Source organism: Halococcus saccharolyticus DSM 5350, from assembly GCF_000336915.1.
Classification (GTDB): domain Archaea; phylum Halobacteriota; class Halobacteria; order Halobacteriales; family Halococcaceae; genus Halococcus; species Halococcus saccharolyticus.
Genome location: NZ_AOMD01000013.1, coordinates 14,911 through 36,695, shown reverse-complemented (window position 1 = coordinate 36,695; position 21,785 = coordinate 14,911). Strand labels below are relative to the sequence as shown.

The window sequence follows — 21,785 nt, the reverse complement described above, 5'->3', positions numbered from 1 at the left end:
GGCCTCATCCGTCCTCCGAGCGTGCTTCGAGTTCGTCCATCAGCTGATCGGCCAGCGACTGGAGCTCCTGGGTCGACAGTTCGTCGAAGTCGTCGGACAGCTCCGAGGAATCGGTGTCCGCTTCGGTTTCCTCGTCGGTCTCGTCGGCCGAACTCCCGACGAGACGCTCGATCCCCTCTCCGTCCTCCATCGTGTCGAGATAGCTCATCGCCATCGTGACCATCCGTTCGTCGAGTTCGAACTCCCGACCGATCGCCTCGCCCAGTCGACGACCGATCAGCCCACCGAGCGTTCGGCCGACCGATTCGCCGATTTCGGGGAGATCGGCACTGCCCGACGTCGTGGTATCCGGGGCGTCCGATTCGTCTTCAGCGGTGTCGCTCTCGGCAGTGTCGTCGGTACCGCTGTCGAGGAGCCCGCTCATGCCCCCGTCGGAGCCGAGCTGTGCTTTCAGTTCCGAGATCTTTTCCGCGGTTTCGTCTCGTTGGCTCATGGGTGATCGTGGCTGTCAGTCGTCCTCGGTGTCGTCTTCGTTCGCCTCGCGTTCGTCGTCCGCTTCTCCGTTCTCGTCGCCGTCGGTTCCATCATCGTCGTCTGCGGCTGTTTCGTCGTCGCCGAGCGCGTCGAGGAGTGCATCGAGGACGACGTTGACCGCACCGAAGAGCACGTCGGACGTCGATGGAATCTCGATCTCCGGCAGCAGGTTGCCGGGGCTGAGCCCACCTTCGGGAACGAGGTCGCCGATCGCTCCCGCGACGTCGTCAAGGAGCCCCACGACCTGCGACAGCAGGTTTCCGAGGAGGTTCCCCGGACCCGGAACGGCCGAGAGGTCGAGTTCGACCCGGTTCAGTTCGATCTCGACCCCGAGCAGGTCGACGAACAGCCCGCTCAGGTCGAGATACAGCAGACTCGTCCCCTCCCCGTCGGCGTCGCGTTCGCCCTGTGCGCTTTTTTCCGGAGTGTCCCCGTTTTCGCTTTCCTCGTCCCCCTCGGTTCCCCCGCTTTCGGATTCTTCCTCCCCGCCGTCGGGCAGCACGATCGGCGGCTCCGTCGGTATCCTATCGGCCGAGACGTCGGTGCGTTCGTCCGTCGATCGACCGGCCGTGGCGTCGGAGTCGTCTGTCATTGTTTCGTGTCCTCGGTTGGGCGGAGATACACTTCGAGCACCGCGTTGTTGTACGACGCGCCGTCGACGGCGAACTCGCCCTCGGGCAGGTCGACTCTGGTGAGCAGTCGGTCGTCGTCGGCGATCAGGAGCGTCCGCGAGTCGTCGGTGACGCCGGCGGCGAGACCCTCCGGATCGATCTCCGGCAGGTCGGCTGTGACCACGAGACCGTCCTCGGCGCGTCGGACGCTGGTGGCGTACTCGGTGTCGGTCGTTTCGAGGGCGGCCGTCCGGGATTCCTCGGTGGTGCTCGGGACTTCGCCGGGCCTGATGGTCCCGACCGTGATCCCGTACTCCGCACGCCGCTTGCCGTCGGTGACGCTGCCGGTTCTCCGCGCGCGCCCGTCCTCGTCCGCGTCGGCGGCCGCTTCGAGCGCGTCGCGGAGTGCTGTTCGGATCAGTCCGCCGATGGATTTCTCACTCATCGTTTGATCTCGACTTTCCCTTGGAGGTTCTCGCGTGCCTGTTCGGCCACATCGAGCTGTCGTTCGAGTCGGGTTCGGCGCTCCTCGTACTCCTCACGGGAGCGCTCGCCGATCTCGAACAGCAGTCGGTTCTCCTTGATGTCGTCGCGGATCGCCTCGGTATCGTACAGCTCTTCGATCGCCATCGCGTGGACCACGTTGAGCAGCGAGACGAACGGCCGCACGAGGAGGTCGTCGACGACGAACATCTCACCGTTTAGCCCCGATCTCGATGTCGACGAAGCTGTACGGTGCCCACGGGCCGGTGTACTGCACGGTGAACTCCTCGCCGTACTCGTCGATGATCTCGTCGACGGCCTCGTCGAACGCCGCCCGGTCGTCCCGCTCGACGAGGTACGACCGATTGAGTACGAGTCGGTCGCTGAACAGCCCGTTATCGGCCTCACCGTCGTTCACCGGACCGAGCCGTTCCTCGACCGATGCGGCGATCGCTTCACGGTCGACCGTCGCGCCCTCGTCGGCGAGGATCTTGAGTCCCAGCTCGACCCGGCCTTCGACATCGTTCAGCGCCTTCCGGAACGCCCGTCGACCGCCGCGCAGGACGCCTTTCAGTGCGCGGGCGTTCTTGAACACCATCCCGAACTGCATCGGGACCACGGTCCGGCCACCGTCGCGGTACAGGAGCTCCTGGAGCACGTCGTCGTGCGCTCGGAGGTTCTCGTCGCTTCGGTCGGGTTCCATCGTCTCGCTGTCGCTCACGATCGCCGCGAGGCTACCGTGCTCGACCGCGTACACGCGGGTCGCGTCGCCGACGCCTTCGGTCTCGAACTCGACTTCGTCGTCGGTGATCCCGTACGTGTAGAGGTGTGTGCTCGCCATGGCGTACCTGGACGCGTTCGTCCGTACAAAAGGGTTGGTTCGCCAGTCGTTAAAAGATGGGTGCCTGCGCTGGAAGGCAGTTCGCGGCTAGAACCGAGGGACAACGGCAGGTGCAGCCCCAACACCCATAAGGGGAGCCGGCAAAGGGTCGAGGCATGGCAAGTGAACGACCGAGTACGGCGAGCCTCGCAGAAGTAGTCGACCGCATCCTCGATAAGGGGATCGTCATCGACATCTGGGCACGGGTGTCGGTCGTCGGGATCGAGATCCTGACCGTCGAGGCACGGGTGGTCGTCGCGTCGGTGGACACCTTCCTCCACTACAGCAAGGAGATATCAAAGCTCGAAATGGCGAGCCAGTCCGGCGAGCTCGAGGACCTGAAAGACCTCGAGCTCGGCACGTCCCCGATGGTCCAGCCCGAACCCGACGAACCCGAAGTCCGGATCGAGGAGACGGGCGAAGAGCAAGAACAAGAGGCCGAGCAGTAACGCTCGCCGACCGCCAGCCTTCCCAACTGACCGTCATCCCTCCCGCACCACTCCGGATCGAGATCCGTCCTGCCGGCCGGTGCTGGGCCGGGGATTGATTACCGACCCCTGAGACACATACAGCAATGGCCGACCTCGACCCCAGCGATCACACCATCGACGAACTCGAAGCCCAGCTCGACGAGATCGACGACCCGGAGACACTCCAGGAGATCCGCGATGCCGAAACCGACGGCGAGGACCGCACCGGAGCCCTCGATGCGATCGACGAGCGGCTCAACAGCGTCACGGACGACGGTGCAGATAGCAGTGACGAGAGCGGAAACGACACGGACGCCGGATCGAGCGACGATGGAACGAGCGGGAACGGGCTCGGCATTATCGACATCCGCAACCAGGTCCGAGATGTGGCCGCGGACCTGATCGGCCGCCCGCTCGACGGGATCACCGAAGTCCGGGCCGACGACGACGGCTGGTACTCCACAGTCGAGGTGATCGAACGGAACTCGATCCCGGACACCCAAGACATCCTCGGGCGGTACGAGATCGACCTCGACGCCGACGGCAACGTGAGAGGATACCGCCGGCTCCGACGGTACCGACGTGGAGACACCAACGACGAAACGCTCGAATAGCGCTTACTCGTCGAGATCCAGCGTTTCGACGAGTCGGTTTTCCATCTCTTCGCGCGCGAGATTCGCGGTCACGTCGACCTCCTTCGCGAGCTGCTGGAGCTCCCGATAGGACATCGCATCGAGGTCCTCACGCGAGGATGGTCGTCCAGACTCCGCGTCGCTCTCATCGCCCTCGTTGCGCTCTTCGGTCGTCTCGCTTCCTTCCTCGTCCACATCACCCTGGGTGGTGTCGTCGCGATCGTCGGTCGTCGTGTCGGCCGCAGCGCCACCGGTGGAGCCGGTCGCTACACCGACACCGGCGAGTCCGGTCGCGAGCAGTTCGCCGACGGCCCGTCCCGCGAGACCGCCGAAATGCTGTCCGATCGCTGCGCCGGCCTGTCGCCCGAGCGCCTCGCTGCTTGCCTCTCGATCACTCATAGTAGTTCGTGCACAGCGACAGCGCATAAACCCGGCGGCGACATAGTACGCCACTACGGCAGACCCCGCAACGAAACCGTCTCAGTCGTGCTATCGAAGTAGTTGGACAGTGGTCACGAGAGGACAACGAACAGTCGAGCGACCCATCAGCGCGACTCACCACGCTGCGATCGACGGAATCAGGCTTCACCCCTGATCTCACGGAGCAGTCGTCGCGAGTGGCCGAGCGAGTACGCTACCCCGAATCGCTGCTCGACGTATCGACGCAGGAGATCGGGTGTCCAGGACGACTCCTCGAACCCGAACGCACCTGGTGCGCGCCGGAGGGTTCGTTCGAGGTCTGCACGCTGACCGGCGGCGAGCTTCGGGGGTCGTCCGGGTCGGTGTTCGTCCCGGATCGCTTCGTCGATCGGGCGGGTCTCGAACCGGTCGAGCCACGAGTACAGCGTCGAGCGTGGGATTCCATACCACTCGGCCAGCGTGTCGACGCGGGTGTCGTTCTTGTACGCCAGCGCCACCATCAGCCGCTTCGCCGCCTTGGCGTCCGTGACCTCGTCGAGGGTGCGACGCAGCGCCTCGGCGTCAACCCCGTCGAGTTTGTTCATGCGGTGGCGTCGACCGACGCGGACATAACTCTATATACTTTTGTCGTTGGCTGCGGACGGCGTCTCGACAGTCGTGCGGGCCGAGATGCCTATGCAAATGAGTGTTCTTCGACCGCGGCAGCACCTTCTTGCGTTTCCCTCTCATACGCCACAACATGGCAAAGGAGATGTTGGTGCCGTTCGACGGATCGGAACGGTCGCGACGCGCACTGGAGTACACGCTCACCGAGTACCCCGAGGCAGCGATCACGGCGATTCACGTCCTGAACCCGGCGGAATGGGGCTACAACTCCACTGGCAGCGGTCTCGGCAAGCGGTGGTACGAGGAAGCCCGTGAGGAGAGCGAAGAGGTGCGTGCAGAAGCGACAGCACTGGCCGAAGAGCACGGGGCGACGGTATCGACGACCACCGCGGACGGCACACCGGGTGAGACGATCGCCGAGTACGTCGCCGAACACGACGTCGATCACGTCGCCATCGGGAGTCACGGCCGCTCGGGACCGAAACGGCTCCTCCTCGGGAGCGTCGCCGAAACCGTCGCGCGCAGCGTCTCGATTCCGGTCACGATCATCGGCTGAGTGGCTGAATCGTAACTCGGGGCCGAGCCGCGATCGGCCTGAACTGCGACCCGGCCGAACCGCAACCTGGCCGAGTCGCGGCCGGAGTGGCGAACGACCGTTGGTCAGCGATCCAGCGCCTCGGTCGCGTTGTCGCGTGGCTGATAGCCGAGCACCCGCTGGGTGTGGGTCAGCGAGAGATACCGATCGTCGTTCCGCGAGACAGCGTGGACGGTGAGGGGCGTTTCGGGGAGATCGGTTGTGGCCGCTCGGTGAAGAACGTCCCGGCAGTCGTGTGGGCTGAGCCACATCGCGCGGGCGAACCGGGCGGCATCTTCGGGTGGCGAACCGTCGGGATCGGTCTGGGTGTCGGCGAGTTCGTCTGGAGTCATGAGCCAGCCGATTCGGACGTTGACGACTTCGATCCCGTGGCGGTCGGCGTAGTAGTTGCCGAGCGCCTCGGCAGCGACTTTCGTGACCCCGTAGTACGAATCCGGCCGTGGCGGGGAGTCGGGATGGACCGTCGGTGCGTCAGCGGTCATCGTCTCGGGTTCGTCGGGCTCGTCAACGTCGTCCATGTTGACCGCGTGGTTCGAGCTGGCGTAGACCACGCGATCGAGATCGTTCGCGAGCGCCGCCTCGTAGGCGTTGTAGGCCCCTTCGATGTTCGGTTCGCTGAGGGCGTCCCAGTCGGCGTACGGTGAGGGGTTGCCCGCGAGGTGAATCAGCACGTCTTGGCCCGCAAGGGCGTCGACGAACGCCTCGCGATCGGTGACGTCACAGACGATCCCGTCGATGTCGTCCTCGTCCTCGTACGTCAGTGGCGTCACGTCGTGGTCGTCGAACGCATCAGTGATCGTCCGGCCGACGTTGCCGGCCGCGCCGGTCACCGCGATGTTCACCATGCGCGCCGTGTGAACGGGCCGGCCATAACCGTTCGGCCGGCTGTCGCTGCGGCCGGATAGCGGTCAGCGCCACCCGAGTCCCGACGGTTCGGCCGGCGGGGCGAGCGGGCTCGTCGGCAGTTCGTCCGCGAGATCGGGATCGTTGTACGCCCGCGGCGCGACGTCGTTGGAGCCGTCGGGGTAGAACAAGGACGCGAGCGCGTGGAGATGCTCGCGACCGACGTCGAGTTCGAACTGACCGCCGCCGTAGCACGTGATCCCGTGTTCGCGACAGTGCTCGATGGTGTCGAGTAGCGATGCGACCGAGCCAAACCGCGAGGGCTTGATGTTGAGTACGCTCGGCTCCCAGGGGAGGGATTCAACGCTCTCGACGCCGTGGATCGGGGCGTCCCACGAGACACGATCCTCATGGCCCTCGAACAGCGGACGGGTGTCCTCGGTGAGCGCGGGGTCCTCGATCGTCGCCTCGGGGAACCCCTCGATCACCCGTTCGTAGAGGACAGGGTCAGCCGACTGATCGACCTCCGTTCCACGGTACTGTCCCTTCAGATCGAGCACGCGAACCCGGCCGGTGTCGGCGAGGCGATCGATCAGATCCGCGGACCATCCCGAAACCGGGTCGAGTTTGAACTCGAGTTCCGGATTGTGATCGAGGAAATCGTCGATCCGGTCGAACGTCGGGGGATCGCCGAGGCGGGTGCTCGCGACGAATTCAACTGGATCGTACGTCCGATCGAGCGCGGTGGCGAGGTCCGTGTCGGCCTGTCGGAGCGCGAGATCGAGTGCCGCGCTCTCGAACCCCCAGCGGCGGTAGTCGCGGAACGCGTCGCGGTCGAGGTCGCGGCCGAAGAAGAGGTCGGTCTCGCCAACCCGCGCGGCGAACTCGCGGTGGGGCATCGTCCCAGTCGGTACGAGATCGGGAGCCGTATCGATCAGCGCGTCCTGTTCGTCGGTCTCGTAGGTGACGTCCTCGCCGCGGCCGACCTCGCCGTCGCCGTGGAGTGAGAGCACCGTCGTCACCCGTTCGAACCCGCTCGACGTGTCGCGCACTCGTCGATCGAAGTCCCAGTCGTCGATCGTCACGTCGAGGTCGCCGAGACGGTCGTACAGCGCCATACACCGCATCGATCGCGCGACGGGAAAAGCGTACACCCCCTCGAACGGCAGCGATGCGGTCGAGAGCTCCGTTCCGACACCGAAGTCGTTATCACTCCGCCCTGTTAGTAGCAAAGTAGTACAAGCTTTCCGTAGAGATCAGCCGATACGCGATTTCGACCTCACCAGACCACAGATGCCAGTAAACACCGCGTCTCCGTGCGACCAGCAATGGAGACACCGATGAATCGTTCGACAGTATTCACCCTCCTCATCGGATTGCTCGTGATCCAAGGGAGCGTTGCCGGTGTCGTCGGCAACGACGCGAACGCCTCGGCCAACGGGACCAACGCGACGACCGAGGAGTCGTCGGTCACCGAACATCCGACCGAGGACAACGGGTCGGTCGACATGGAGGCCATCATGAATTCGGCGACGAACAACTCGTCGGAGCCACGAAGCGAGAGTGACAACAGCTCCAACGGAACGAGCGAAACCACGACGGCCTCCGAAACCACAACGACGGAGGAGGAATCGACGACCACGGAGACTGCAACCACGACGACACCAACCGAGACGACTACGGAATCCACGACACAGTCCGAAACAACGACGGAAACAACCACGACGACACCGACCGAGACGGAGTCGTCGGATTCGACACGCCAAACGGAGGATTCTGAGAGCGAGTCGTCGACGACCGGCGGTGAAACCTCGACGACAACGACTGACGGGCAGTCGGGAGGCAATGGCGCAGCCACTCAGCCGTCCGGGCAGTCGGAATCGCAGTCACCTGAGGCAGGAGGAGCCCAGAGCCAGCCCACCGGACAGGCGGCCGCCGGAGCGGACAGCACGTCCGCCCAAACGGCGTCGACAGCCGGCAGCCAAGGAGGGAGCGCAGCCCAAGCGGGTGCGGAACGTTCCAGCGGCGGACAGGCCGGTAGCGCACAGGCGGGTGGCGCACAAGCCGGCGGTGCACAGACTGGAGGAGCACCGAGTGGTGCAGCACCGTCCGGGGCCGGTGGACAGGCTGGAACAGGCGCACAGACCGGTGGATCGCAGGCTGGCGCAGGTGCACAGGCGGGCGGCACACAGGCTGGCGGAGCACAAGCCGGCGGTAACGGCGCACAGACCGCCTCGCCGGACGCCGAGTTCAACGTCACCGGCGTCGACGACAGCGTGGCGGTCGGCGGCAGCGGCACCGTCGCGGTCACCATCGAGAACACCGGCGAGGACGCGACCGATGCGGTCGTCGACTTCCAGTCGCCGAGCGGCGATCTCCTGTTCGGCCAGTCGCCGACCACGAGCCGGTACGTCGGCGAGTGGGACGAGGGCGAGACCAGAACCATCGAGGTGACGATGCAGGCCACGCCGTCGGCCGATACCGCGGAGTACCCGGTGCGGGCGACGGTCTCCTACGAGGACGACGACGGCAACGCGGCCCAGTCCGCGCCGCTGACGTTTGGCGTCACGCCCGGGGGCGAGCAGTCGTTCTCGCTTGGCAGCGTCGACGGTGATCTCTCGGTCGGCGACAGCGGCACGATCACGGGCACGATCACGAACGAGGGACCCGAGACCGCGACCGACGCGGTGCTCACGGTCGGTCCGAACGCCAGCCGCGACGTGATCCCCCGACAGACCCAGGTCGTGCTCGGGACCCTCGACCCCGACGAGTCAGAAGGGTTCGAACTCCCAGTAATCGTCGACAGTGAGGCCGAACCGGGACTGCGCCAGCTCCCGCTCACGGTGCAGTACTACGACGATGACGGGAACCCGATGCAGAGTTCAACTCTCAACGCACGAGTCGAGATCGACGAGGAGCGCGACGATTTCGCGATCGAATCGGTCGAACCCGCGGTGGAAGCAGGTGAGGAAGGAACGCTCTCGGTCACACTCACCAACACCGGCGGGAACGTCACCGACGCCACGGTTTCGACCCAGTCGCTTTCGGGCGGCATCCTGTTCGGCCAATCGGCGAACGCCACCCGGTTCGTCGAGGACTGGGACGCGGGCGACACCCGGACCTTCGAGTACGACGTGCGCGCCGCCGAAGGTGCGACCGGCGCGACCTATCCGCTCCAGACCTCGATCTCGTACGACGATAGTGACGGTGATCAAGGACAAGCCGGTCCGCTGGCGTTCGGCGTCACGCCCGGCGAGTCCGTCGATGACTTCAGCGTGGTCGAGACGACCTCAAATGTACAGGTCGGCGACGAGGGACCGATCTCGGTGACGCTCGAAAACACGGGCGCGAACGCCTCGGAGGCGACCGTCTCGCTCCAGTCGCTCACCGGCGACATCACCTTCGGCAGAACCGCGAACGCGACCCAGTTCGTCGGCGACTGGCCGGCGGGCGCACAGCGGACGATCACGTTCAACGCCACCGCGAGCAACACGACCGACGTACAGAGCTACCCGTTCCAGGCGTCGGTGTCCTACAGCGACGGTGATGGCGATACGGCCCGCGGTGGGCCGTTCACGATCGGCGTCACGCCACAGCCCGAACAGGCGTTCGATCTCGACAACGCCGCGAGCACGCTCCGAGTCGGTGACGAGGGCAACGTCACCGCACAGATCACGAACGAGGGACCACAGGACGTGCAGAACGCGGTCGTACAGCTCGTCACGCAGGGCGAGAACATCAATCCGCAAGAGACCGAGTTCGCGGTCGGCAATCTGCCGGCGGGCGAGACGGCGAACGTCTCGTTCCCGGTCGAGGTGACTGACAGCGCCGAGGCGGGCCAACGCCAGTTCTCCTTTGTCGTGGAGTACGACAACCAGAACGGCGATCCACGCCGGAGCGGGACGCTCGACACACAGGTCCCGATCGAGCCACAGCGCGACGAGTTCACGATCGAGCCCGCGAACGCGAGCGTCGGTGCGGGCTCCTCGGAGACGATGACGCTCAACGTGACCAACAACCGCGATAGCGTGGTCCGCAACGTCAACGCCAAGGCGTTCGTCGACGCCCCGCTGTCGATCAGCAGCGACGAGGCGTACATCTCGCGACTCGGCCCGGGTGAGACGAAACAGATCGCCTTCGACGTGAGCGCGGGCGGCGACGCGAGCGAGGGTCAGTACCCGCTGTCGGTCGACTTCCAGTACGACACGGCGGACGGCGAGTCCAAGCTCTCACAGACCTACGAGGTGCCGGTCGAGACCACCGCATCGGAGGGTGGCGGGCTCTTCTCGTCGCTCGGGCTGACGATCGGCCTCGTTGCGCTGCTCGTCGTGATCGGGGTCGGCTGGGTCTGGTCACGACGGTGAGCCGGGACTGATGGTGGACTACCAGCGCTACATCGACCGGGTCGACGAGTGGATCACCGAGCGGCCGCGCACGGTGATCATCGCGTTCGTGCTCCTCACGGTCGTCTTCGGGGCCGGGCTCGCCAACATCTCGACTGACGCCGGTACCAGCCAGTTCACCGAGGACAGCCCCGCACAGACCGCACTCGATCAGATCGATCAGGAGTTCTCGGCGTCGTTCGAGGAGAGCAACGGCAGCACACAGCTCATCCAATCGGGATCGAACGTGCTCGCCAAAGACGAACTACTGGCGATGCTCGAAGCCCAGCAGCGCCTCACCGAGCACGAGGAGTTACGAGTCGTCGGGTCATCGAGCGCAGCGAGCGTCGTCGCCCAGACCATCGACCCGACCGCGACGACACCGAGCGCACAGATCGACGCGATCGAGGGCGCGACCACTGGAGAGATCGAGGACGCGATTCAAACTGCCGCCGAAGGCCCCGGATTTACCGGCCTCGTGAGCAACGACTTCAATCGGGAGTCGGCGTCGGCTTCGGCGACGATCGGGACCGTCCAGCACGACGTTCTCGGCGGCGTCTCGTCGTCGGCAGCAGGCACAGGCGGCGAGAGTCCGCTGACGCCGATTCAGACGCGCTCCCAGGAGGTCGTCGGGAGCGTCGATAGTGACATCCGGGTGTTCGGCAGCGGGCTCGTCGCCGACGAGTTCACCAACATCATCTTCGACTCGTTGATCATCGTGGTACCCGCTGCCGCCCTTCTCATTCTGATCTTTTTGGTGTTCGCCTACCGCGACCCGATCGATCTGCTGTTGGGCGTACTTTCGCTCGTGATGGCAGTCATCTGGACGTTCGGGTTCACCGGCCTCGCCGGGCTGCCGTTCTCCCAGATGCTGATCGCGGTGCCGCCGTTGTTGCTCGCGGTCGGGATCGACTTCGGCATCCACGCCATCAACCGGTATCGCGAGGAACGGGTCCAGGGGATCGACATCAAACCGTCGATGCGGACCGCGACCGACCAGTTGCTGGTGGCCTTCTTCATCGTCACCGGCACCACTGTGGTGGGCTTCGCCGCGAACGGGATCAGCGATCTCCAGCCGATCCGGCAGTTCGGGCTGGTCGCCGCGATCGGGATCGTGTTCACCTTCCTGATCTTCGGTATCTTCCTGCCGGCAGCGAAGGTGTGGGCCGACCAGCTCCGAGCGAAGTACGGCATCCCGGAGTTCGGCCTCTCGCCGCTCGGGTCAGAGGGATCGGTGCTGGGACGCGTGCTGCTGGTCGGTGTCGGGGCCGCAAAGCGCGCGCCCTACGCCCTGTTGGTCGTGACACTGCTCATCTCGGTGGCCTCGGGCTTCTACGCCACCGGCGTCGACACCTCCTTCTCCCAGGACGACTTCCTCCCGCCGGAAGAGATCCCCGACTACGTCGAGGGACTGCCCGAACCGTTCGCCCCCGGCGAGTACACGGTGACCGATACGACGAACTTCCTCGAAGAGCGATTTAGCACTACCCAGGGGAGTTCGGTGACGGTGTATGCCGAAGGGCCGTTACGCGAGGATTACAGTTTGGAAGCGATCCAGCGCGCCAACGAGGACCCACCCGACGCGATCGTGTCGAGCAACCGCGAGGCCGACGCCGAGAGCATCATCGGTGTGATCGACACGTACGCGGAGCAGTCACCCGAGTTCGCACAGTTGGTCGACCGGAACGACGTCGACGACGACGGCGTGCCCGACGACAACCTCGAAACGATCTACGACGAACTGCTCGACTCGCCGTACCGCGCCCAGGCGCTCCAGTACATCACCGAGGACTACCGGAGCACACAGGTAGTCTACTCGACCGAATCGAGCGCCACCCAGGACGAGATCGCGAGCGACGCGCGGTCGCTCGCCGATCGGTATCGCTTTAGTGCGACCGCGACCGGTCAGACCATCGTGCTCCAGGCAGTCTCCGGGACGATCCTCACGTCGGCGATCCAGAGCCTCATCGCAGCGTTCGTCGTCACGGCGATCTTCCTGATCCTCATCTACTACGTCATCGAGGGCCGACCGTCGCTCGGGCTCGTCAATCTCGCGCCGATCGTGGTCTCGGTCGCGCTGCTCGCGGGATCGATGCGCCTCTTCGGTATCCCCTTCAACGCGCTGACCGCGACGATCCTCTCGATCGCGATCGGACTCGGGATCGACTACTCCGCACACTTCGTCCACCGCTTCGCCGACGAGTACCACGAGTACGACGAAGAGGTCCTTCCCGCGCTCGAAGAGACGGTCAGGGGGACTGGCGGCGCGCTCACGGGGAGCATGCTCACGACCACCACTGGTATTGGAGTGCTCGCGCTGGCGATCACACCGATCCTCGGCCAGTTCGGGCTCGTGCTCGCGCTGACCATCTTCTTCGCGTACATCGCGTCGATCCTCGTCACGCCGTCGGTGATCGTGGTCTGGGGGCGATACGCGTGACCGACCACGACGACGCGGTTGCGGCGCTTCAACGCCTCGGCCTGTCGAGCTACGAGGCTCAGGTGTTCATCGCACTCCAGCGGGTCGACTCTGGAACCGTCCGCGACGTCGCCCAGCTCACCGAGGTGCCGCGCTCGCAGGTCTACGGGGCGGCCGAGGACCTCGCCGAACGCGGTCTCATCGACATCCAGCAGTCGAACCCGATCCAGTACCGCGCGGTCGGGATCGAGGAGGCACGCACTCGGCTCAGGGAGCGCCTCGAACGCGAGGAGGAGCGGGCGTTCGAGTACATCGAGACCGCCCGGAACGAACGCACCGCCGAGGCCGAAACCCAGGAAGACATCTGGACGGTGCGCGGTCGGGACACCATCGCCGATCGAGTGAAACAGCTCGTCGCGGGGGCCGACGACCGCGTGGTGCACGGCATCCGTGCCCCCTCGATGCTCGACAACGGCGTTCTCGACGCTCTCCTCGCGGCAGCCGATCGCGGCGTCGACGTGACGGTACTGAGCGCGAACCAAACCGTGCGCGACCGAATCGCCGACACCGGGGACGTGGTGGTGCGTGCAGCACCCGACGCCCCCGAGGACCAGCGCAGCGGGCGTGTTCTCGTCGTGGACGCGGATACGCTCTTGCTCAGCGTCCACGGTGGTCGGGATCTCGAAGATCATGAGGCCGCGATCTGGAGCGCCGAAACCGGCTTCGCCGCAGTGCTCGTGAGCATGCTCGATGTCTGGCTCGACATGCATCTCGAGGACGGTGCGGATCGATAATCCTCGTCGGCCGTTCTCAGCACTTGGAGATATCGACGGTCGTCGATAACAGAGTCGACAAATCCATATAGTCACCCCTCACAGTCGGAGGACATGACCGTCGGTATCGACGCCGTAGAGATCCACGCGGGCAAGCTCCGACTCGACCTCGCGGAGACGTTCGCGCCAGCGATGGACGAAGACCCCGGAAAGTACACCAAAGGCCTCGGGCTCCACGCGAGTTCGTTCCCCGACGTCCACGAGGATATCGTCACGATGGGCGCGAACGCCGCCCATCGATTGATGGAGCGCAAGGGACTCGAACCCGCAGACATCGGCCGGATCGACGTCGCGACGGAGAGCGCGTTCGACAACTCCAAACCCGTCTCGACGTACGTCGCGGGCTGTCTCGAAAAGGTGTTCGATGGAGATTTCCACCACGCAAACAAGGGCGAGCGGAAGTTTGCCTGTATCTCGGGCACCCAGAGCCTCGACGACGCGTACAACTGGATCCGCGCCGGCCGGAATCGGGGTCGGGCGGCGCTGGTGATCGCCACCGACACCGCGCTCTACGCTCGTGGCGACGCCGGCGAGGCGACCCAGGGAGCTGGCGCGATCGCGATGCTGATCGACGAGAACCCGGATCTCGTGGCGCTCAGTCAGGAGCAGGGGTTCGGCAGCGCCGACGAGACCGACTTCCTCAAGCCGAACCAGCAGTTCCCCAGTGTGGACGGCAAGCGCTCGGTGCAGGTTTACCTCGCGCGGATGCGCGAGGCTTTGGAGGACTACGAGTCGGTCGCGGGCCGGGTCCATTCAGAGGACTTCCGGTACGTCCCCTTCCACACCCCGTTCCCGGGGATGGTCCGGAAGGCCGCGCTGCTCGGCTACCGCCACATGACCCGCGGCACCGCGATCGAGGACGACCTCGAACCCGCGATCGGCCGACAGCCCCTTCCCGACGAGTTCGACGACGAGTCGGGCTATCGCGACGCCGTCCGCGAGTACATGGACGCGCTCAAGGAGACCGATCAGTACGGTGAGTGGTACGATCGCGCCATCGAGCCGACGCTCGACATCGCGCGCCACGTCGGCAACTGGTACACCGGCTCGGTTCACGTCGCCCGCGTGAGCGCGCTCCGACGCGCCCGTGAGGACGGACTCGACGCCACGGGCGAACGCCTCCTGGTGGGATCGTACGGCAGCGGCGCGCAGGCCGAGATCCACACCGAAACCGTCCAGGAAGAGTGGGAGACAGAGCTCGCCGCGCTCTCGATCGAAGACCAGCTCGACGACCGGCGCGACATCTCTTTCGAGGAATACGAGGAGATCCACGATGTCCACAACCACGCGAAAGAGAGTACGTACGACGCGCTCACGACACCAAGCGGCGAGTTCGTCCGCGACGGCCAAGGGCCGATGAACGAGCGGACCTACCGATACGTCGAATAGCGATCCCGTCTCGCGCCGACCGGCCGTCGAACTGCCGTAGATTCAGTCGAGCTCTTTCACGACTGCTGCCGGGTTGCCTTTGACCACGACGTTTTCGGGAACGTCCTGGGTGACGACCGCACCGGAACCGACCACCGCACCGTCGCCGACCGTGACACCGGGATCGATCACTGCCCGCCCACCGATCCAAGCGTCGTCACCGATCGTGACCGACTCGCCGGACTCCAGTCCCTCGGCTCGCTCGGTCGCGTCGATCGGGTGGGTCGCGGTGTAGATGTGGACGCCCGGCCCGATGAGGCAGTTGCAGCCGATCTCGACCCGGCAGACGTCGAGCACCACACAGTCGACGTTCGCGTAGAAGTTCTTGCCGACGTGGATGTTGTAGCCATAATCACACCGGAAAGGTGGTTCGACGTGGCAATTCTTGTCCGTCGAGCCGAGGAGTTCGTCGAGGAGTTCGTCTCGCCGTTCGTGGGCTGTCTCGTCGGTCACGTTGTACTGCCTGGTGAGTTCTCGCGCGCGTTCCCGTTCGGCCACGAGTTCGGGGTCGCTCGCGTCGTAGGGTTCCCCGTTCAGCATCTTCGCTTTCTCGGTGGACATCGATCGTCGTTCGTTCCCACCGATCACGGAAATAGATGGGCGAACTGTCCACGACCGTCGCCGGGATCGCTACAGAGAGTACGATAGAACCCGTACTCTATCTCGTGTATCCTCCGACGGCCATCAGAAGCGACGTGCAAGATTGAGAGGGTGTATTCAGCAAAAAACTAACAATGAACATGCATTAAGTGGTTCCCATTTGGATGACGAGCCGACTTGGCGGCCCCACTACCTGGCCGTCGGCTCCCTCTCAATCTAGATATCGAAGTCGTCCGATTTGGCTGCCTTAAGCGCGTGGAACCATCGAAGCCGGAGCTTCCGTCCTATAAATTTAAAGAAATAGATAAGTTCTCGGGAAGAGTACGTCGGTCATGAGGCTTGTTCAAGTCCTGATACCGAACGGAACTCGAGAGTCGGTGCTTACTGCCCTTGACGAGGAAGGCATTGACTACGCTGTCTGGGAGGAGACCGGACGCGGCGACTTCGAAGCGCTCCTCTCGTTTCCTATCCCCGAGAGTGGTGTCGAACCAGTCTTAGAGAAACTCGAAACCGTAGGTATCCGTGAGGACGCCTACACCATCGTCTTGGCAACCGAAACCGTCGTCTCCGAACGTCTCACGAAACTGCAAAAGCGCTACGATGGCCTCCGTATCTCGCGTGAGGAGCTGGTCGCTCGGGCTGAGGATCTCGCGCCCGCCCGGTCGACCTATATAGCCTTCCTCGTACTGAGTACCATTATCGCCACCGCAGGCCTCCTCCAAGACTCAGCGGCAACTATCATCGGAGCGATGGTGGTCGCACCACTCATGGGACCAGCTATCACTGCAAGTGTCGGGACCGTTCTTGGTGACGAACGACTGGTCTCCCGAGGCGTGGCGTTCCAGATATTCGGGTTGGCACTGGCCGTCGCCGTCGGTGCCGTCATGGGCTGGCTGCTCAAGGATACGTTCTTGCTCCCGCCAGAACTCGATATCCGAACCATCCCGCAGGTCGCCGAGCGAACCAGTCCAACGTTCCTCTCGTTGTTCCTCGCGCTCGGCTCTGGCATCGCCGGTGCGATCAGCGTGATGCGCAACGCTGGATCTGCTCTCGTCGGTGTCGCCATCGCCGTTGCGCTCATCCCGCCCGCCGCGACAGCGGGCCTCGGCCTTGCCTGGGGATACGAAACGGTCGCCATCGCAGCCGGGACACTCGTCTTGGTCAACCTGCTCGCCATCAACCTCTCTGCCCTCGTGCTGTTCTACCTCGCTGGCTATCGGCCTGTCGAGGATCCTACGTACGATCAACAGTCAATTCGCCGCAACGTTCTCAAACGACTGGGCGGCATCATCGCTGGTATGCTACTCCTCTCGGCCGTCCTCGGCGCAGTCACCGTCGGCGAGTTCCTCACCAGTAACGTGGACCTCGAACTCCAGAACGAAGCACAGGCGATGCTCGATGAACCGGGGTACGAAGGGTTGAATTTCGAGGGGACGACCACCGAATTCGACTTTGTGCGGTACGTCACGAACGAGAACTACGAAATGGAGATTCTCGTCGGTGTCGAGGAGGGTGCGACAGTCCCACCCGATCTCGCACAGCAGTTGGATGACCGATTGAGCGAGGCAACGGGTGCCGAAAACCTTACCGTTCGCATTGTATTCCTTGACGAGCAGGTCTCCGATTAAACTCATTTGCTGCGAACAGCCTGGCAATCGTGGTCGATGAGGCAGTGCTCTCCAGTATCTCGCATAGTCGTATCTTATTTGTCAAAGTTCTGTTAGAATCGCCGTACAAGACTTAGAGGATCTATCTCGCATCCGGTCTCTGTCGCTATCTCTCACCATGAGATTATCAAATTTATATGACATGAGCTAAAGCTCTCGTAGGTGTTCGGCGGTCCTTACGGTTGTAACTCGACGGTGGGTGCAAGAGCCGACGTAAGTCCTACTCGTTGCCAGCGTCGGTAAAGATACCACATACAGACAGCCAAGGGAACCAGCGTGAGGCAAAACGCTATGATGCCCTGCGTGTTCACTGGCATGGTCGTCGCTGGAACGGCTACTGCATAGAAATCAGTGGTGGCGACCTGTGGGATGTTCGAGAAGGTGATGGCAGGAATCATCGCCAGAATCGGGGCGAGGCCGAGAATTCCGTAGTGAATTGGCTTTGGTTCCCACTCTCGATCAGCGGTCTTTATCGCTTTCGCGTCTCGATACAGAAAGATAGCGAGCAGTGGGAAGGAAAACAAGAGGATGAAACCGGTGATGGCGGCAAGCACTTTCGTTACCAATATCACCGGCATCTGGAGCGAGGGGATGACTAACGTTCCAATGAGGTAGTAGAGGTAGCTTATCACGTAGAGGATGGGGAAGTACCATGACCGACTTGTCATATCGAGTGACGGGCGGTTCTCTCCTTCAGATAATATCTCTGTTGTTTTGGCTATCGAACCCCCTCTGTCAGTAATAGCAAGAGGGTTGATGCAAGATACGCGCCCTCTATTCAGCAGGGTTTGTACGAACTTCCGAATTTCTGGCAGGAGTGGCGTGCTGGATAGAGAGCGTATCCACAATCGTATTTCCTTGGTCTTACCCTCAAAAAACACCATTATCTCGAAAAGAGCGACTATCTGAATGATTTGAAAACGCATTGATTGAAGTACAGTTACATTGAGACTGTTGTATGAGTGATGAAATTGACGATTCGGCGAAGATCATAGACTCTAACGTCGGTCAGTCGATGGTTCGTGAGTTCGTTACCGTTCACGATTCGACGATCGGCGATGATTGCGAGATTTATGAACGGTCATCCGTCAAAAAGTGCCGGATTGGCGATGATGTCGTCATCAATGCAGGAAATTACATCGAGAACGTTGAAATCGGGGATGAAGTCCAGATTGGTCCGAACAGCAGCATCGTCGGAGTCACACATAATCTCGATGAATCGGGGATGGAGCTCCACAACGATGTGTTTGCTCGTGTGATTTTACGCACTGGAGCGTTTGTCGGTGCTGGAGCGGTTGTTGTCCCTGGTGTCGAAATCGGTAGGGATACCGTAGTTTCAGCAGGGGCGGTCGTTACTGAGGACCTTGGCGAGCGGAAACTCGTCATCGGCTCACCACCGACTCAGCAGGTTATCGATCTCTCGGATTGGGTTTAACTGACAGTCCTGCCCTCCCACCGAATGTGGCAGAAAATTAGACCTGCCAGATTCATAAGTACAAAGTACGCACGTAGATATTGCACGCCGACGCCAACAAATCGCCAAACCGCGATGTGTGAACACCGAAGACCTCCACCGCTCTCCCGATAGCTACGGAAACTCCGCGAGCGTATCGAGCATGCCGTCGAGATCGCCGTCACACACCGCGAGCGAGAACCCGTCGGCACGGGCGAGCGCGGGGGCGTGTTCCCAGAGGTCCTCCCTCTCAAGTCCGTGGAGGACGACCGCGTTCGGGGTCGGAGTCACGACCCGGAGCGCGACCAGCGGCGACTCGCCCCGCGTGACGCCGGTGAACACCAGCGCGCGATTCGTGCTCTGGCCGTAGAGACGGTAGAACTCCTCGGAGGAGAGTCGGGTGATCGCCTCGATCGAGTCGATGACGGTGTGGCCCGCGACGGTGTCGTGGGTGCCCGCCACCACCTCGGTCGCGTCGATCGTGCGGTAGAACCGATCGAGCCCGACCGCGGTGGGGTACTCCCGGAGATCGCGCACGATGTCGCCCTCGAACCCCGCCGAGAGCACGCGGGCGTACTGGCGGAGGTGCTCGCCACCGCGGGCCTCGTCGATGTCGAGCAGCGCCTCGATGAGCCGACGGACGATGTTGATGCCCGGACTCTGCCGCCGGCCGCTCTCGTAGTCGGAGACCACCGACGCCGAGACGTCGAGCTGGTCGGCAAGCGCGGTCTGAGAGACGTCGAAATCCGTCCGCCACTTGCGGATCGTCGCCCCGGGGTCGTCGCTCAACACCACGTCGCCCGCGATCTTTCCGGCGAGCTCGCGGCGCGGTCCGGGCTCGGTCATACAGTCCACCGTCTGTTCAGTTAAAAAAATCTATCGAACCCGTGGTAGCTGAACGTTGTTTTGGAACACGGTAATCGCCCGCAAGCGGCGGGATTACGTAATCTTTTCCCGATCCCGGAAGATAGTCGATCGTAGTTTTATATGGCAACGGAGAGTGGCACATCGACGGAGACGACAGACGTCGATCCGTACGTTCCGGCCGACAGCAGCACGACCGAACTCACGGTGAAAGCGGTCGTACTCGGGCTCGTTCTCAACGTCCTCCTGATGGCGGCGAACGCGTATCTCGGACTGCGCGCCGGGCTGACGATCAGCGCCTCCATCCCGGCGGCGGTCATCAGTATGGGGCTGTTTTACGGCCTCTCGCGCATCGGTATCCAGGGGACGATCCTGGAGAACAACATCGTCCAAACGATGACGTCGGCGGGCTCGTCGCTGACTGCGGGAGTGATCTTCTCGCTCGCCGGCGTCGCCTTCCTCGGCGAGTCGATCGACATCGTGACGACGGCAACGGTCTCGCTGCTCGGCGGGATTCTCGGTGTCCTGTTCATGATCCCGATGCGGCGCTACCTCATCGTCGACCAGCATCAGGAGCTTCCCTACCCCGAGGGGACCGCCTGCGCTGATGTCCTCCAAGCGGGCGAGCAGGGCGGACGCGGCGTCCGGTTCGTCTCGCTGGGGTTCATCGTGGGCGCGGTCTACATGGCGCTCGCGGACATCTGGGGTGTGATCCGGACGACGATCGAGGGCGCGTTCGCGGTCACAAACACTCGGGGGTTCGCACTCGGCGGGGATTTCACGCCCGCACTCGTCGGCGTCGGCTACATCATCGGGCCGCGGATCGCGGCGTACATCCTCGGCGGCGGGCTGGTGTCGTGGATGATGCTGATCCCGCTGCTCGTCACCGGCGGGATGGTGCCGCCGGACGCGGCCGGCGGGACGCTGTTCGAGCAGGCGAACGCGGTCTGGAGCAGCTACGTCCGCTACGTCGGGGCGGGCGCGATGATCGTCGGCGGACTGTATGCGATCGCGTCGATGCGCTCGACGATCCTCGACGCCGTCCGGCTCGCGGGCGCGGAGTTCAGCGAGGGCCTCAACGGCGACACGGACCGCAAACGCACCGCCCGCGACCTCCCGATGGCGATCGTCGTCGTCGGTGCAGCTATCGTCGCAATCTTGCTCGTCGTTGTGCCACAGGTCCAGGTCGGGCTGCTCGGCGCAGCCATCGCGGTGATCGCGGCGTTCCTGTTCGTCGCCGTCTCGTCGTATCTCGTCGGCGTCGTCGGGAGCTCGTCGAACCCGGTCTCGGGGATGACCGTCGCGACGATCCTGGTCGCCGCGGTCGTGCTGCGCTCGACCGGCGTCTCGGACCCCGTCATCGTGTTGACCACCGGCTCGGTCGTCGCCATCGCCGCCGCGGTCGCTGGCGACACCTCACAGGACCTCAAAACCGGCTATCTGCTCGGCGCGACGCCACGGAAACAGCAGATCGCCCAGCTCATCGGGATCGGGCTGTCGGCGCTGTTCGCCGGCGCGATTCTCGTGTTCTTCAACCAGGCCTACGGTCTCGGGAGTCAGACCCTGCCCGCACCACAGGCCGGGCTGATGGCGCTGATCGCCGAGAGCGTCCTCGGCGGGACCGCGAACTGGGGGATGGTGCTGATCGGCGTGACCTTCGGCATCGTCCTCATCATGATGGATATTCCAGTGCTGCCGTTCGCGGTCGGGATGTACCTCCCGATCAGCCTGGCGACGCCGATCTTCCTCGGCGGCGTGCTGAAGGCGCTCGTCACCCGCTACGTCGAACGGACGGGTGACGAGGAGGCGACCGAGCGCGCCACTCTCAACGGCCGGATCGTGGCCGCAGGCCTGATCGCCGGCGAGGCGATCATGGGGATCGTCGTGGGCGCGATCCGTATCCTCGGTGTCGGCAGTGGTGGAACGATCCCGTTCCCCGTGGGTGTCGGCGATCAGCTTTCGCTGTGGTTCGGGATCGTCGCCATCGGCGGACTGCTCGCGTTCATCGCCGCGAGCACGCTCCGCGGGGCGAAGGACACGGGCGACGTCGAGGAGCTCTACTGAG

22 protein-coding genes are annotated in these 21,785 nt (G+C 63.7%); 10 read left to right on the top strand and 12 right to left on the bottom strand.

Annotation, left to right across the window (positions count from 1 at the left end):
* Positions 1-4: 4 nt before the first annotated feature.
* The 5 genes from C449_RS04230 to C449_RS04210 are packed head-to-tail and all read right to left on the bottom strand — an operon-like array spanning position 5 to position 2,469.
* The gene (locus C449_RS04230; RefSeq protein WP_006076713.1) at positions 5-493 is read right to left on the bottom strand and encodes a hypothetical protein; all 489 of its coding nucleotides are present in this window, start codon (positions 491-493) and stop codon (positions 5-7) included.
* Positions 494-508: 15 nt separating this feature from the next.
* The gene (locus C449_RS04225; RefSeq protein WP_006076712.1) at positions 509-1,126 is read right to left on the bottom strand and encodes a hypothetical protein; all 618 of its coding nucleotides are present in this window, start codon (positions 1,124-1,126) and stop codon (positions 509-511) included.
* Positions 1,123-1,590, bottom strand: coding sequence for a gas vesicle protein GvpH (gene gvpH / locus C449_RS04220; RefSeq protein ID WP_006076711.1), 468 nt, complete (start codon positions 1,588-1,590; stop codon positions 1,123-1,125). Before gvpH ends, C449_RS04225 begins: the two co-directional genes overlap by 4 nt.
* A complete protein-coding gene (gene gvpG, locus C449_RS04215; protein ID WP_005043852.1) occupies positions 1,587-1,838 on the bottom strand; it encodes a gas vesicle protein GvpG in 252 nt (83 codons plus the stop codon). Before gvpG ends, gvpH begins: the two co-directional genes overlap by 4 nt.
* A 1-nt stretch (position 1,839) precedes the next feature.
* Entirely contained in the window at positions 1,840-2,469 is a 630-nt protein-coding gene (locus C449_RS04210) for a GvpL/GvpF family gas vesicle protein (protein ID WP_006076710.1), read from the bottom strand.
* A gap of 155 nt (positions 2,470-2,624) precedes the next feature.
* Between C449_RS04210 and gvpA the strand changes: the two genes are divergently transcribed.
* Complete coding sequence (gene gvpA / locus C449_RS04205) at positions 2,625-2,957, top strand: gas vesicle protein GvpA (protein ID WP_006076709.1); 333 nt, start codon at positions 2,625-2,627, stop codon at positions 2,955-2,957.
* Between the two features lie 125 nt (positions 2,958-3,082).
* Positions 3,083-3,592, top strand: coding sequence for a gas vesicle protein GvpO (gene gvpO, locus C449_RS04200; protein WP_006076708.1), 510 nt, complete (start codon positions 3,083-3,085; stop codon positions 3,590-3,592).
* 3 nt (positions 3,593-3,595) lie between these two features.
* Here the strand turns inward: gvpO and C449_RS04195 are convergent, their stop codons facing one another.
* The gene (locus tag C449_RS04195; protein ID WP_006076707.1) at positions 3,596-4,009 is read right to left on the bottom strand and encodes a hypothetical protein; all 414 of its coding nucleotides are present in this window, start codon (positions 4,007-4,009) and stop codon (positions 3,596-3,598) included.
* A 179-nt stretch (positions 4,010-4,188) separates the two neighbouring features.
* A complete protein-coding gene (locus tag C449_RS04190; RefSeq protein WP_006076706.1) occupies positions 4,189-4,614 on the bottom strand; it encodes a helix-turn-helix domain-containing protein in 426 nt (141 codons plus the stop codon).
* Between the two features lie 155 nt (positions 4,615-4,769).
* Here C449_RS04190 and C449_RS04185 point away from each other — a divergent pair, with 155 nt between their 5' ends.
* Entirely contained in the window at positions 4,770-5,192 is a 423-nt protein-coding gene (locus C449_RS04185) for a universal stress protein (RefSeq protein ID WP_006076705.1), read from the top strand.
* A gap of 104 nt (positions 5,193-5,296) precedes the next feature.
* Here the strand turns inward: C449_RS04185 and C449_RS04180 are convergent, their stop codons facing one another.
* Positions 5,297-6,076: an NAD-dependent epimerase/dehydratase family protein gene (locus tag C449_RS04180; RefSeq protein ID WP_006076704.1), complete on the bottom strand. Its 780-nt coding sequence runs from the start codon at positions 6,074-6,076 to the stop codon at positions 5,297-5,299.
* A 63-nt stretch (positions 6,077-6,139) separates the two neighbouring features.
* Positions 6,140-7,192 (bottom strand): hypothetical protein, encoded by a 1,053-nt coding sequence (locus C449_RS04175; protein ID WP_006076703.1) that lies wholly within the window; start codon positions 7,190-7,192, stop codon positions 6,140-6,142.
* A 210-nt stretch (positions 7,193-7,402) separates the two neighbouring features.
* Between C449_RS04175 and C449_RS04170 the strand changes: the two genes are divergently transcribed.
* The 4 genes from C449_RS04170 to hmgB all read left to right on the top strand — a co-directional run bounded on the left by C449_RS04170 (position 7,403) and on the right by hmgB (position 15,097).
* The gene (locus tag C449_RS04170) at positions 7,403-10,438 is read left to right on the top strand and encodes a COG1361 S-layer family protein (protein ID WP_006076702.1); all 3,036 of its coding nucleotides are present in this window, start codon (positions 7,403-7,405) and stop codon (positions 10,436-10,438) included.
* Positions 10,439-10,448: 10 nt separating this feature from the next.
* Positions 10,449-12,896, top strand: a complete 2,448-nt coding sequence (locus C449_RS04165; protein ID WP_006076701.1) for an efflux RND transporter permease subunit — start codon at positions 10,449-10,451, stop codon at positions 12,894-12,896.
* Positions 12,893-13,669 (top strand): TrmB family transcriptional regulator, encoded by a 777-nt coding sequence (locus tag C449_RS04160; protein ID WP_006076700.1) that lies wholly within the window; start codon positions 12,893-12,895, stop codon positions 13,667-13,669. Before C449_RS04165 ends, C449_RS04160 begins: the two co-directional genes overlap by 4 nt.
* A 93-nt stretch (positions 13,670-13,762) precedes the next feature.
* A complete protein-coding gene (gene hmgB / locus C449_RS04155; protein ID WP_006076699.1) occupies positions 13,763-15,097 on the top strand; it encodes a hydroxymethylglutaryl-CoA synthase in 1,335 nt (444 codons plus the stop codon).
* Between the two features lie 42 nt (positions 15,098-15,139).
* On the opposite strand, the gene C449_RS04150 is transcribed toward hmgB, so the two are convergent.
* Positions 15,140-15,697, bottom strand: coding sequence for a sugar O-acetyltransferase (locus tag C449_RS04150; RefSeq protein ID WP_006076698.1), 558 nt, complete (start codon positions 15,695-15,697; stop codon positions 15,140-15,142).
* A gap of 371 nt (positions 15,698-16,068) precedes the next feature.
* Here C449_RS04150 and C449_RS04145 point away from each other — a divergent pair, with 371 nt between their 5' ends.
* A complete protein-coding gene (locus tag C449_RS04145) occupies positions 16,069-17,364 on the top strand; it encodes a TIGR00341 family protein (protein WP_049913881.1) in 1,296 nt (431 codons plus the stop codon).
* 215 nt (positions 17,365-17,579) lie between these two features.
* Here the strand turns inward: C449_RS04145 and C449_RS04140 are convergent, their stop codons facing one another.
* Complete coding sequence (locus C449_RS04140; RefSeq protein WP_006076696.1) at positions 17,580-18,329, bottom strand: hypothetical protein; 750 nt, start codon at positions 18,327-18,329, stop codon at positions 17,580-17,582.
* 32 nt (positions 18,330-18,361) lie between these two features.
* Here C449_RS04140 and C449_RS04135 point away from each other — a divergent pair, with 32 nt between their 5' ends.
* Entirely contained in the window at positions 18,362-18,838 is a 477-nt protein-coding gene (locus tag C449_RS04135) for an acyltransferase (protein ID WP_006076695.1), read from the top strand.
* A gap of 153 nt (positions 18,839-18,991) precedes the next feature.
* Here C449_RS04135 and C449_RS04130 read toward each other — a convergent pair whose 3' ends face one another.
* Positions 18,992-19,702: a helix-turn-helix domain-containing protein gene (locus tag C449_RS04130; RefSeq protein WP_006076694.1), complete on the bottom strand. Its 711-nt coding sequence runs from the start codon at positions 19,700-19,702 to the stop codon at positions 18,992-18,994.
* A gap of 141 nt (positions 19,703-19,843) precedes the next feature.
* Here C449_RS04130 and C449_RS04125 point away from each other — a divergent pair, with 141 nt between their 5' ends.
* A complete protein-coding gene (locus C449_RS04125) occupies positions 19,844-21,784 on the top strand; it encodes an OPT family oligopeptide transporter (protein ID WP_006076693.1) in 1,941 nt (646 codons plus the stop codon).
* The last annotated feature ends 1 nt before the right edge of the window (position 21,785 follow it).

Bases quoted from the DNA above. Each gene is read 5' to 3' on its own strand.
- C449_RS04230 (WP_006076713.1), bottom strand. From the start codon at position 493: ATGAGCCAACGAGACGAAACCGCGGAAAAGATCTCGGAACTGAAAGCA.
- C449_RS04225 (WP_006076712.1), bottom strand. From the start codon at position 1,126: ATGACAGACGACTCCGACGCCACGGCCGGTCGATCGACGGACGAACGC.
- gvpH (WP_006076711.1), bottom strand. From the start codon at position 1,590: ATGAGTGAGAAATCCATCGGCGGACTGATCCGAACAGCACTCCGCGAC.
- gvpG (WP_005043852.1), bottom strand. From the start codon at position 1,838: ATGTTCGTCGTCGACGACCTCCTCGTGCGGCCGTTCGTCTCGCTGCTC.
- C449_RS04210 (WP_006076710.1), bottom strand. From the start codon at position 2,469: ATGGCGAGCACACACCTCTACACGTACGGGATCACCGACGACGAAGTC.
- gvpA (WP_006076709.1), top strand. From the start codon at position 2,625: ATGGCAAGTGAACGACCGAGTACGGCGAGCCTCGCAGAAGTAGTCGAC.
- gvpO (WP_006076708.1), top strand. From the start codon at position 3,083: ATGGCCGACCTCGACCCCAGCGATCACACCATCGACGAACTCGAAGCC.
- C449_RS04195 (WP_006076707.1), bottom strand. From the start codon at position 4,009: ATGAGTGATCGAGAGGCAAGCAGCGAGGCGCTCGGGCGACAGGCCGGC.
- C449_RS04190 (WP_006076706.1), bottom strand. From the start codon at position 4,614: ATGAACAAACTCGACGGGGTTGACGCCGAGGCGCTGCGTCGCACCCTC.
- C449_RS04185 (WP_006076705.1), top strand. From the start codon at position 4,770: ATGGCAAAGGAGATGTTGGTGCCGTTCGACGGATCGGAACGGTCGCGA.
- C449_RS04180 (WP_006076704.1), bottom strand. From the start codon at position 6,076: ATGGTGAACATCGCGGTGACCGGCGCGGCCGGCAACGTCGGCCGGACG.
- C449_RS04175 (WP_006076703.1), bottom strand. From the start codon at position 7,192: ATGGCGCTGTACGACCGTCTCGGCGACCTCGACGTGACGATCGACGAC.
- C449_RS04170 (WP_006076702.1), top strand. From the start codon at position 7,403: ATGGAGACACCGATGAATCGTTCGACAGTATTCACCCTCCTCATCGGA.
- C449_RS04165 (WP_006076701.1), top strand. From the start codon at position 10,449: ATGGTGGACTACCAGCGCTACATCGACCGGGTCGACGAGTGGATCACC.
- hmgB (WP_006076699.1), top strand. From the start codon at position 13,763: ATGACCGTCGGTATCGACGCCGTAGAGATCCACGCGGGCAAGCTCCGA.
- C449_RS04150 (WP_006076698.1), bottom strand. From the start codon at position 15,697: ATGTCCACCGAGAAAGCGAAGATGCTGAACGGGGAACCCTACGACGCG.
- C449_RS04145 (WP_049913881.1), top strand. From the start codon at position 16,069: ATGAGGCTTGTTCAAGTCCTGATACCGAACGGAACTCGAGAGTCGGTG.
- C449_RS04140 (WP_006076696.1), bottom strand. From the start codon at position 18,329: ATGCGTTTTCAAATCATTCAGATAGTCGCTCTTTTCGAGATAATGGTG.
- C449_RS04135 (WP_006076695.1), top strand. From the start codon at position 18,362: ATGAGTGATGAAATTGACGATTCGGCGAAGATCATAGACTCTAACGTC.
- C449_RS04130 (WP_006076694.1), bottom strand. From the start codon at position 19,702: ATGACCGAGCCCGGACCGCGCCGCGAGCTCGCCGGAAAGATCGCGGGC.
- C449_RS04125 (WP_006076693.1), top strand. From the start codon at position 19,844: ATGGCAACGGAGAGTGGCACATCGACGGAGACGACAGACGTCGATCCG.